Raw genomic sequence first — 12,213 nt, forward strand, 5'->3', positions numbered from 1 at the left:
AGCCAACTACCTATTAAGTGGGATTCTGCCCATTGAAATTTCTTTTCTCCAATGATTTAGCAAGTCTTCAAACATCTTTCTAGCTGGAATCTCTGGCTTCCAATCAATAAAACTCTTAATTTTTGTGTTATCAAACATTTGATAATCTGCATCAATAGGACGAAGCCTCTCGGCATCCTCTTGGACTTTAATATCTTTCCTTGTAGAAAATCCAAGCAATATCTCAATAACTTCAGGCAACTTAAATGCTTCCTCTCCTGCGATATTAAAAGCTTCACCACAAGGCACATTTCCTTTTTCGCTCTCCAATGAAAGTAAATAATAAGCCCTTATAGCATCGCGACAATCTTGAAAAGTTCTCACACTTGAGAGATTCCCAACTTTAATAACCGGTTCTTGCAAACCTGCTTCAATCAGTGCAATTTGCTTAGCCACGGTGCTTTCAAAAAACACATCCGACCGCCTTGGACCGCTATGTGTTCCCATTCTTGTTACATAAGTTTTGATTCCATAAGCCTCACCATAGAATCGCCCCAAATAATCCGTGCCAATTTTGCTAATGCTATAGGGACTTGCCCCATGAAATGGCGTCTCCTCATTAAGCTTCACACCCACCTTTGCCCTACCATAGACTTCGCTAGAAGAGCATACATGCACGACAGGATTATAGCCGTCTTTTTGTTTTAGAATTCTAATATTTTCCAAAATATTTGCTGTGCCGATGATATTTGTCTGCAATGTTTCGATAGGAATATCAAAAGAAGTTTTTGGGAAAGATTGTGCAGCCAAATGGAAAATTACATCAGGACGCTTAGTTTCAAAAAGCTTCTGAATGCTTGAATAATCATTCAAATCTGCATAAAATACACTAATTCTATCTTGCTTATTAATCCTATCGCTTAAATGATAAATATTATCCATCGGTTCTTGCCAACGCATCATACCAATTACTTCATAATCCGTATTCTCAAGCAAGAAATCCGCCATCTGCGAACCAACTTGCCCCGTAAAACCTGTAATCAAAACTGTTTTCATAAATAATTCCTATTGCAACAATATAAGATCAGTAATTATAGCACATAGTGCATCAATATTCCGCTTTAGCTTTTAAATACCATTCATACATCATTTTTATACCTTGCTCCAATTCTATTTTATGCTTCCAACCCAAAGAATGGATTTTAGAGCAATCCGTAAGTTTTTGCATAACACCATTAGGACGACTAGGGTTAAATGTGATTTCTCCTTTAAAATTTACAATCTCTTTTATTATTATCGCTAACTCCTTAATAGTAATATTTTGGTTTGGACCAATATTTAAATGGGTATTTTGAATCTCGCTTTTTGTGCTATTAATTAGATTTTCAAAATTAATATTCTCCATAATATACACAACCGCACTAGCTAAATCATCACTGTGCAAAAACTCCCTTGTAGGTGTTCCATCGCCCCATATTTCTACACTTTTTTCCGTTACACCAAATTTCAAAAGATAACTCTTAGCTTCTTCCAAAGAATCCATATTCAAATCTTCCAAAAGCTCTTTATTTCTACCCTCATTAAGAAGTTTTGCTAGATGCATTTTTCTTAAAATCCCCGGAACTACATGAGATTTTTCAAGATCAAATTTATCATTATTGCCATATAAATTTGTAGGGGTTATTGCTATAAAATTTGTTCCATATTGCAAATTATAAGATTCACAAAGCAAAAGCCCAGCAATTTTAGAAACCGCATAAGGCTTATTAGAATATTCTAAATCTCCCGATAGCATTGCCTCTTCATTTGTGGGCAAAATAGCATTTTTAGGATAAACACTAGTGGAAGCAATAAAAAGCAATTTTTTTACCCCATGCAAATAAGCATTATGAATCACATTACACTCTATCATCAAATTTTGATAGATAAAATCGGCACGATAAGTATTATTAGCAACAACTCCACCTGCTTTTGCTGCCGACAATATCACATATTCAGGTTTCTCTCTGGCAAAAAAATCTTGCACTGCTTTTTGGTCAATTAAATCAAGATCTTCATGGGTCCTATAAACAAGGTTTGTATAACCTTGCCTCTGAAGCTCTTGAAGTATGGCGCTCCCAACCAAACCCCTATGCCCTGCAATATAAATTTTAGAATCTTTATGCATTAAAATCCTTTTATGCAATCATTAGTTGTAGCTTTAATATCTCTATCTGATAATATAGGATTGTTCGTCGGCCAATCAATTCCGATTCGAGAATCATTCCAAGCAAAAGTGAATTGATCATCTGCATCAACATAGCTCCCCTTATATGCACATTTATAATAATACACCGCACTATCACTACTCACATAATGAGCGTTACCAAAACCAGATGGAACCAAAATAATTTGCTGATTTTCTTGATTGATTATAAATTTTTCATATTTTAAATATGTTGGAGAATCTTTCCTGCAATCTACTACAACCTGATGAATTTCACCATAAACACAAGTAGCTAACTTATATGTCTTATGATCCCCATGAATTCCTCTAATCACATTGTGCTTAGAATAAATAAATTTATCATGTATAAATTGGAGATTATTTGGCAAAAGCTTATCAATAGCTTCACTTGTAAAAGCCGTCCAAATCTCACCCCTTAAATCTCTAAATTTATTTGGAGTGATAATATAAACCCCCTCTAAAACTTTCGATTCTTGTATGTCAAATTCAATAGCCATTATTATCTCCTATATTTTTCTTTTATACTCTTAGCTAAATCAATAGATCTTTTAATGCATACATCCATATTATAATACTCCCACTCACCAAATCTACCATGAGATAAAATTCCAAGTTGATTTAAATATGAAATCGCGCCCATTTTTGCTTGAGTATAGTTTAAATCAAAAAAAACATAAGCATGTTCTGTGACATTATAATCAAGCGGTTTTTTCAAAAATGGTATTTTTTGCCCTTCTTTCACTAGTTTATCATAAGAAATTTCACCTATAGCCTCTGTGGTGCAGAATTTTCCTTTTGGTGAAACTATTGCTCCAGTATTAGAAATCCTATGAAAACCTATGCTTGGATCTGGAATATAGCCCCAAGTAATATCCAAACTTCCATCCGTTTCCCAAAAAATATTTGTAACTTTATTGTATTTAAGTTTTTTAAAACAATTTAAAGCTTCAGTAGGAATATCTTTTAAAATTTTAGGAATTAAGTCTAATGGGCTTGTATTTATCAAAATATCATATTTTTTCTCACCATTGACAATCCACTGATTGTTTTCTTTTGCAATATCTTTTACTTCATAGCCTGTAAATATTTTAACATCGTCGCCTATAGCTTCTATAAAAGTATTTTGATTATTTGTTTTTGGATAATAAAAACTAGCATGAGACATTTTGTCGCTTGTTTTGTCAATCAACGATTTATAAAAACTCTCTTTGGTTGGAACAGGAAGCTTCATCTGTTTTTCATCTTCTATCCATACATTGTCCATATTTTTTGGTGCTATACCCCAAATTTTAGTATTATAAGGTATAAAATACTCTTTTGCTAGAGTTGGACCAAAATGATTTACAAACCACTCTTCGAGATTATTTCCTTTTTCATATGAAGCATTAAACATTTCATTGGTGATTTGAAAAGCTAAATTCGTATCAAAATCGTCAATTTCTTTAATTGAGAATTCTATAGGGTAACTAATCCAATGATTTTTAAAAAGAACCTCCGCTTTTCTAGGCATAAAATTCCATTTATCTTTACTTAATACAGTATTAAAAACAAATTCCAAAACATCATCAAATTTAGAATTAAAACAATGCCCTCCATTAACATGATATGGCATTCCATTAACATCTTTTGTTCTTGCTATACCGCCAACAACAGGCAATTTCTCCAAAACTTCTACTTCAAAATCATCTTTTAAAAGCCTAGCAACAGATAACCCAGAAATTCCGCCACCAATAATTCCTATTCTCATTAAAATATCTCCTAAAATAAATTAAACGAAATATACTAAAAAAATATTGTTTAGTCAAATTAAATAAACCGCTTATTACCAATTCTCATTTATTTAATCTCCTCCGATTTTTTCTATTTTATTCACCCACATTTTCTCTTTATCACTTTATCTTCTTGTGCTTTTCCTCTTTTTCCCTGACTCTTTATTTAACCCACACACTTCTTTTTTAAATTTAAAGCAAACAAGAGACAATTTCTTTTGCTTTCAATTTTCTTTTTTCTCTCTTTCTTTGCTCTCTTATCTCTTATTTTCTTCCCTCTTTCTTCTTTAACTTTCTCTTTTTTGCTAATTCCCTATTCAACCTTCCTACTTCAAACATAAGTGTAATATACCCACCTTTATACCAAGTCTTATCTGCTTTCATTAATGCTTCTCCTAGTTTATAAGTAAGACATTCTTTTTCTTTTAAAGATTCTTTATAATCAGGATAAGATTCTAAATTAGGGAGTTTAAGATTAGGATTCTTTTTAATAGTTTCTTGGTATTGTTGTTGTTCTTGTTTATGTTTATCTTTGATATAAGATAAAACATAAGGCATTCTAATATATCCTAGTAAAGATTTAGAATTTTCTATCATAGCTTGTCCTAGTTTATAGGAGAGATGATTGTGGATTCTATCTTTAGCAGTAGTAAGAGTATTAAGATAAGCAAGTTTTCCTTTAAAGCAAGAAGTATTTTGAATTAGATAAGAAGTGTTTGGATTAGAAATTAAAATCTTGTTTTTAGTTCCTAGTTCTTTAGTTTTAGATTCTAATTGTTTGTTTTTTAGCTCTAGTTCTTTTTTAGTAGAATCTAATTGATTCTTAGTTTGAATTAATTCTTGATTCTTTGAAGTTAATTCTTGTTTAAGAGCATCAAGAGAGATTTTAGCAGCTTGGAGTTCTTGAGATTAGTTTTAGCTTCCGGCTGTTGCAAGTTTGGCTGCTGTTTATTTGATTGGGCAATCCCTTCTTCTTGTTTTGGCAATAAAGCTTCTATTTCTTTTTTGCAAGATAAAAACTCTTTATTATCTGGTTGAGATTTCAAAGAATATTGAATAAATTTTAGTGCATTAGAAGGATTTTTTTGAAAAAGAGAAATCTTAGCTGCAACATAGCTGATATTAGGGTAGTCAACACTAACATTTATGATATATTTGCTTCTTAAATCTTCATAATACTGCACTCTCCATGAAAATGCAGTATGAGGGCCATATAAACAATCAAAAAAATCCTCTAAATCCTCTTCTAAATATGACCTTAATTGTTTATCTATTTCTGTTAAACTACACATACTAAACATACAATCTAAAATAGCTATTTTATAAGCACTATTTTTTGGATCATAATTAAGAGCCAAATAAACATATTTAATGCTTTCTTCCAAAGAATATCCTAGCTTTTTTGAAAGAGCATATAACTTATAACAAGAATAAGCTTTTTGCAAATCATGCAAATTTAAACAATCTATATTTTTTTCAATATATTCAAACATTTCTTGAATAGTAAAAAAATCATGATAAGAAATAAGCAACTCTTTACCTGCTATCATTTCAGCACATTGGGAAAATATAGAAGAGCCTGTTGAATATATCTTAGAAGCATTAGACATGAAATTCATCTCAAAAAAAGCCCTTTCCATATCATTATATGCAGAATCAATAAAATCATCTGCTATATTTATAGTAGTTCCATTGCTATATTTTAATAAGTAATCTTTTAATAATTTATTTGCATTGATATCTTGACCAAATATAACAATATTATTACCATTACTAATCTCTCTTAAACCTATTTCTATAGCTAGCTCATAAGGAAAGTGTCGATTCCACATCCATATTTCAGGTGCTTTTTTAAAATCGCCCAAGACAACCTCTCCGCCTCTCATATGTAAAGCTATAAAATTTGCATTCAGTGATGAAAATATTTTCTTTGAAGCTTCTTTTATCAATTCGAATTTTTCAGAAAAGCAAATTTTATTATATGATTGTTTTAATTCTAATAAACAAGTACTTTTTTCACAATTTTGCAAATATTTATAAGGCCAAGTTTGATTAATATACCAACCCCATAATCTTGCTAATTCAATTGTCGTTATAGCTTTTAAATCCTTGTCATAAAAATCCCCATAATGACTTCTTATTCTAGAATCCACTATTAAATGATGCTCTAAAAATTCTTTTGTAAAAATATTTTCTGGCTTATCTATACTAACACTCATATAATTTTTATCATCTGATTTTTCAGAAACTTGAGCTCCTAATGTATCTGTGTCTGTATCTAGAGGCCATGCAAAAGCGAATTTGCCATCTATTTTCTCAGATAAATAAATAGCATTTATCATACTTGCTAACCGCATGCCAAAACCATCTGGCTTAGCTGCTACAATATAACCTTTTACTTTGCGCAAAAAAACCTCAACTTTAGCCAAATGAAAATAATTTCTTTCTTTTAAAAACAATTTAACATATCTTGCTTTTTGTCTTTGTAGAATTTCAGCTTCAAAAATAAGTTTTGCATCATCCCATTTGCATAATTCTTTTGATACTAATGTCCAGTTAACACCATCTAAAGATAAAGCAACTTGCATAGTTAAAGCCTTCTTTATAAAATGAAAAGTTGAGTTTATTCTATTTTTCACTCTAATATAATCAATATCACAAACTTCTTCCAAATCTACCATCCACCAAGGACTATCTTCAATATCTGTATGAAAGGCATAACATTCAATATTTATATTTTTGCTAATAGCTCTTTTTGCATCATTAATCATAGACCATCTAGAGATAGTACTCTGGATGGCATTTTTACCTTCTGCCAAGTCAACTAAATCTTCTTCTTTAAAAATCATTCTTACTTCTCCGAAAGTATTTTATTTATTTTATCTAAAATATTTTGCGTATACAAAGTAACCTCAAATTGCCCAATATGAACACCACCTGTTAAAAATTTTTTCATACCATAAATCAAACCATCTTCACTATTTTCCACTATCAACCCACCTCTATTCTCCAAAACATCATAAGCACATGGGAAGTTAGTGCTCACTATTGGAATCTTTAACACCAAAGATTCTAATAACACCAAACCCTGCCCCTCATGATTTGAGCTCATAACAAAACAATCGGCTCTTTTTAAATAAGGGAAGGGATTAAAAATCCTTCCAAGTAAAAAAACATTTTTTTGTAGATTTAATTCTCTAATCAAGGATTGTAACTCATTCTTCAATGGACCATCACCTAGAATCAACAATGATGTTTTAGGATGTTCTTCATTAATAACCTTAAAGGCTCTTATCAGTTTAGCCTGATCTTTTTCCACAGAAAGTCTTGCCATATTTATAAAGATTTTATAATCCTTTTTAAAGTATTTATTTTCAACTTCGCTATCTAATTGCTCATTTGATTTTCTTATAATCCCATTATAATCGATTGTATTTTCCAAGAAATCAAATTTCTCTTCACTTATATTATACTGCAATGCCAGATTCTTTTTGTTTTCTTCGCTAGTTTGCTTAGACACAGAAATAACCTTGTCATAATAATGATAACAATCAAAAATCTCTCTTAGTTGCGGAAATCTTTTTTTGAATTCTCCAAACATATCATTGTGTAAAAAGATTAGCTTCATACATTGAGCTCCATAGGCAAATAGTTTCACCCAATATCCATTATACCCCTCAAAATTAATCACCACATCAAAACGACTCTCTCCATATAATCTTTGAAAATCCCTTTTATAAAGATGCCAATAAATCCCCTCTTGCTCCTTGTTAGATCTTTTGAGTTTATAAACAGGATGATTATCGAGCCAATCTTCTTCTAAAGTAGCATTTTTAGCTCCTACTCTAGGCAAAACCTGAACTTTATCCTTAATCACTTCAAACTGCTCCATTCTTTCAGGAAACATCTCAATAGTTCCAGGGTCAATCGCTAAACAAATACGATATTCTTCTTGATTGAGACTATTTGCCAAATTTTGAATGGAGCTTGTAATACCATTTGGTATCATTGGTCCTGCATAAAACAATAAATTCTTCTTTTTATCGGGTTTATACAAAAACTTTTCATCATAATCATCAAAGAAAAAGAAATCCACAACACGCTTAGTAGCATTTCCATCTTCATAAGGGAAAAACTTCTCTTTTAAATGCTCATAACGATTCTTTTTATTTAAAAACTCCTCATTAGACAAAAGCTCTAACACCTCGCCAATGTTATTGCAATGATTTTCACTCAACTCTTCAATTTCAAAGTATAACCCCCTCTCTTGCTTGTATTCTTCATAATCATAAACGAAATAGATAATAGGTCTATCTAAAACCATAAAATCAAAAGCGATGCTAGAATAGTCTGTAATTAAAATATCCACTATACTTAGAAGCTCATTAGTGTCTATATCTCTATCATTTGCACTACAAAAATTTAAATTTTGCCCCCCTATGTATTTCAATATCTCATAATGCCCTCTAAAAAGAATTTTAAAGGGCATCATAGAAAGCATTTTTAGATATTCCCCAATAGCTTCTGCTTCAAATTTTGCATTACCAAAAGTCCCTCTAAATGTAGGGGCATAAAGCACTACTTTTTCTCCTTCCTTGATATCAAAACGAGCTTTCAATTCTTGATTTTTTTGAAGCGTAATATCTATCCTAGGATACCCCGTAATGAGTGCCTTACCACTATAAATGCCCTCTATGTCATAGTCTTTTATGATTACATTTTCCACAAAGTTGCTGGGGTTAATAATATGCGTTGTTTGTAAAAAGTTTCTTTGAGTATTATTGTGCTCCATAAACTTTGTTTTAATATATTTGCCAAGCATTTTCCATGGAGTTCCATGCCAAGTATTAAGATACTTTTGCTCCTCTCTTCTAATAAAATAAGATGGAAATGTTGAATTATTAATCAAAAACTCTGCTCTTGCAAGATATCTTAAATACCCCCAACTTTCCTTTTTAACCAAAATTAAATTTTTCATTTTTCTAAATTCAGGCTTAATGTCTTGTGCGCTATCAATAACCCAAATGTGTGTAAAATCTTTAAATTGGGGATGATGGATACAATATAAAAAAATTGCATAAGGATTACAACTCATCAATCTCCCATGAAAAGATTCATATAAAATTGTTTTAGTTAATATGGAGGTGTTTTCAAGATAATGTGTATATATTGCTTGTTGTTTAAAAGATTTATTTTTTAACTTTTCATCATCAACTCCATAAGGCTTTTGATAAGTTATTTGTTGCTCCAAAAACCTTTCACAAGCTTCTTGAAATCTTCCCATCATTTTTAAACAATATCCCAATCTATAATGCCAAAATTGTTTGTATTCACTGCTGCGATTAACCGCTTGCTGATAACTTTGAGCTGCTTTGCTATATTCTTTTTTTCTCTCATAAATAAACCCTAATCTATAATGTGTATAGGGTCTATGATAATTTATTTCTAATGCTTTGTTGTAATATTTTTCGGCATTATCCCAATCATATAGGCGATCATAACTCATGGCTATTTTATAGAGAAAATCCTCATCTTCTCTAGCTTTACCATTTTGCTCATACCATTCCAAATAAGCACTATTTGCCTCTTTCCAATAGCCTCTTTGCTGATGAAAAACCCCCACGCCAAATCGCTTAGAATCTAGCTTACCATCTAACAACATTGCATTCTCATAAGCTTCCTTGGCTAAAGCAATATTACTTACGCCTTCTTCCTCCCTTTCATAGCAAAAGCCCATTTTATAATAAAGCTCTGCATGAGTATGATCTTTATGCTCTACAAAATCTAATGCCTGTTGATACGATCTTGCTGCCTCTTGAAATCTAAGCATCATCTCAAGTGCAACAGCAAGATTTTTATAAAGAATAAAATTACCACCCCTCTTGGCAATTTCCGCTTTAATATCTTCAACTTCTTTCCACCAAATTTTCCCACGAACCTCAGTACCAAAATTTAAATGATTTTTGGCTTGTATTAGCTGCTTTTTCCAACCCTGTTCATTAGGTTTTAATATCGTTGCATTTTCTATAAAATCTCTAGCGTTATTCCAATCTTGCTGCTTAAAATAACACATCCCTATTTTAAAATAACATTTTGCATGGTCTTTATTATATTTAAGTCCTTGCAAATAATGATTAAGTGCTTTTTGATAATTTTTATAACGATGATAATATAGCATTCCAACTAAATAATTATAAATAAACAATAATCTCACAACAATAATCCTCCATATTAAATCTTATTTGATTTTGCATATTTTTCCACAAAATTGCCTTCACCATATGTGACTAACTCATTTAAAATTCTTTGTTGTTGAGATAGAGAATATCTACTCATTAAAAGTTTATATAAATGTATAACAAATTCTTCTTGGTTGGTTATAACAGCATTTGGAGTATCTAATACACTATCAAAAATAGATTTGGGCTTCTTCCAATCTATGCCATAATTTTCACTCAGATATAAGTCTGCATTTTCTGCTCCAAGAAATATCTGATTTAAAAATAGATATTCTTTTAGCGAAAATTCTGTATTAAACCATTTAGCTTTTGCTCCGAGATGATAAACTTTTTTTCCTTCCCTATAATGAATGAAGATATCAATCAAGATTCCATTAATATGTTTTACCTTGAAAATTCCAGGGGTATTAAATTCATGAATACAAAATACACCCTCTTTACAAATAAGTTTAGCTATATCACACTTAATATCCTCTTCAAAAACACCAATATCAATATCATAATCATGAGACAATATTTTGCCTTCCCTCACACAACCCAAAAAAGTTCCACTTACTAAAAATATTTTAATATTGTATTTTTTAAAAAAATCACTTATATCCTTCAATGCCTTTTCCGCATCGCCCTCATTAAAAATTTTTTTATGTATTTTATTTTTATTATTTCCATTGTCTCCCAATATCATTTCTTGAAGATATTTTTTGCTTTTTTCATAAACTTTCGCTTTATTTGCAGCATTTATTAAATATGTAACAATTTGTTTATTTTGCAATCTATTAATCTTAAAATATAATTTTTCCATTCTCGCAAAATCTGATGAATTTTCCACTATTTTTCCCAATGCCAACCAAATTTTACCCCTATAACAAACCTGCAATAAATCTTCTAAAACTGTCCAAGCTTGTTCTTTGTTACCCAAACAATATAAAATTTGCGATTTTAATATAACTCCATCTGCATGATTAGCAAACTTTTTTAAAAAGACATCAATAAAACCCAAACTCTCTACATACTTAGCATAAAAGAAATTTAGCTCAGCCAAGTAAAAATAAGCAAATGGATTATTAATTTTCATTAATACTTTTATATACTTCTCCACTTTATGGTGTTCATTTTTATCTTGCATATTCAAATTAATCAAAAAACATATAAACTTAGAAAAAACTAGACAATCTTTAGTTTCTCTCCAAGTTTTTTTAAAAATTCTTTTAAGACTCATACGCGAATTCTTTCAATAAGGGCTGTTGTTGAAATGCTCGGCGTTCTTGACAAATACACAACCTCCACAATATCTTTAAATTCATCAAACTTCCCCTGCCAATCATCACCCATGACTAGTATATTTGCCTGATATTTAATTAAATATTCTCTCTTTAACTCTAAAGACTCTTCTAAAAATGTGCCCGTAACAAACTTAAGGGATCTAACAATAGCCTCTCGTTCAAATTCTTGATATATCGGATAACGCCCTTTTTTAGAAAAATTTAACTCATCAGAAGAAACCCCTACAAACAACTCATCTCCAAGTTTTGAAGCTCTATCCAAAATCATTAAATGCCCAAAATGAAATAAATCAAAGGTTCCAAAAGTTATAACACGCTTCACTTACTCTCCAAACTACCATCAAAAAATAACAAGGTAAATCTAACATAATTCTTCTAAAATCCGTATCCTATCTAAAATAAAATTAATAACTAATTAACCCCCCCCCCCCCCCGACATTTCAAAACTGTTTCACAAAACCAAAAAAGCACAAATCGCAAATCTCTTTGCACATATTCTTTTGCAATCTCCACACTCTCTTTATCTGTGCTTCCATCATCAACTAAAACCACCTCTAGATTCTGATAACTTTGATTAAGTATAGCTTCCAAACATTCCCGCAAAAACCTTGAGGCATTATAAATAGGCACTATCAAACCAACTTTTTTAAAATTCACTTACCATCCCTTAGATCGTTTAAATAATTTTATTATACAATTTCAAAATACAAAAAATA

10 protein-coding genes are annotated in these 12,213 nt (G+C 30.8%); all 10 read right to left on the minus strand.

Going from position 1 to position 12,213, the window contains the following annotated elements:
* Positions 1–6: 6 nt before the first annotated feature.
* The 10 genes from EL247_RS07700 to EL247_RS07745 all read right to left on the minus strand — a co-directional run bounded on the left by EL247_RS07700 (position 7) and on the right by EL247_RS07745 (position 12,154).
* The gene (locus EL247_RS07700; RefSeq protein WP_126442162.1) at positions 7–1,035 is read right to left on the minus strand and encodes a GDP-mannose 4,6-dehydratase; all 1,029 of its coding nucleotides are present in this window, start codon (positions 1,033–1,035) and stop codon (positions 7–9) included.
* Between the two features lie 52 nt (positions 1,036–1,087).
* Positions 1,088–2,146 (minus strand): GDP-L-fucose synthase family protein, encoded by a 1,059-nt coding sequence (locus EL247_RS07705; protein WP_126442163.1) that lies wholly within the window; start codon positions 2,144–2,146, stop codon positions 1,088–1,090.
* Entirely contained in the window at positions 2,146–2,703 is a 558-nt protein-coding gene (locus EL247_RS07710; RefSeq protein ID WP_126442164.1) for a dTDP-4-dehydrorhamnose 3,5-epimerase family protein, read from the minus strand. The genes EL247_RS07705 and EL247_RS07710 overlap by 1 nt, the downstream gene beginning before the upstream one ends.
* Before the next feature lie 2 nt (positions 2,704–2,705).
* Positions 2,706–3,953, minus strand: a complete 1,248-nt coding sequence (locus EL247_RS07715; RefSeq protein WP_126442165.1) for a protoporphyrinogen/coproporphyrinogen oxidase — start codon at positions 3,951–3,953, stop codon at positions 2,706–2,708.
* A gap of 286 nt (positions 3,954–4,239) precedes the next feature.
* Positions 4,240–4,572, minus strand: coding sequence for a hypothetical protein (locus tag EL247_RS07720; protein WP_232019754.1), 333 nt, complete (start codon positions 4,570–4,572; stop codon positions 4,240–4,242).
* 257 nt (positions 4,573–4,829) lie between these two features.
* Positions 4,830–6,824 (minus strand): discoidin domain-containing protein, encoded by a 1,995-nt coding sequence (locus tag EL247_RS07725; protein ID WP_126442166.1) that lies wholly within the window; start codon positions 6,822–6,824, stop codon positions 4,830–4,832.
* Between the two features lie 2 nt (positions 6,825–6,826).
* Positions 6,827–10,189 carry a CDP-glycerol glycerophosphotransferase family protein gene (locus EL247_RS07730; RefSeq protein ID WP_126442167.1) on the minus strand — a complete coding sequence of 1,121 codons (3,363 nt, stop codon included), beginning with the start codon at positions 10,187–10,189 and terminating at the stop codon, positions 6,827–6,829.
* 17 nt (positions 10,190–10,206) lie between these two features.
* On the minus strand, positions 10,207–11,433 hold the full coding sequence (locus EL247_RS07735; protein ID WP_126442168.1) for a LicD family protein: 1,227 nt from the start codon (positions 11,431–11,433) through the stop codon (positions 10,207–10,209).
* Positions 11,430–11,819, minus strand: coding sequence for an adenylyltransferase/cytidyltransferase family protein (locus EL247_RS07740; protein ID WP_126442169.1), 390 nt, complete (start codon positions 11,817–11,819; stop codon positions 11,430–11,432). Before EL247_RS07740 ends, EL247_RS07735 begins: the two co-directional genes overlap by 4 nt.
* 89 nt (positions 11,820–11,908) lie before the next feature.
* Complete coding sequence (locus tag EL247_RS07745) at positions 11,909–12,154, minus strand: glycosyltransferase family 2 protein (RefSeq protein WP_126442170.1); 246 nt, start codon at positions 12,152–12,154, stop codon at positions 11,909–11,911.
* Positions 12,155–12,213: the final 59 nt, after the last annotated feature.

It is taken from the genome of Helicobacter pullorum (assembly GCF_900638355.1).
In the GTDB taxonomy this organism is placed as follows: Bacteria; Campylobacterota; Campylobacteria; order Campylobacterales; family Helicobacteraceae; genus Helicobacter_D; species Helicobacter_D pullorum.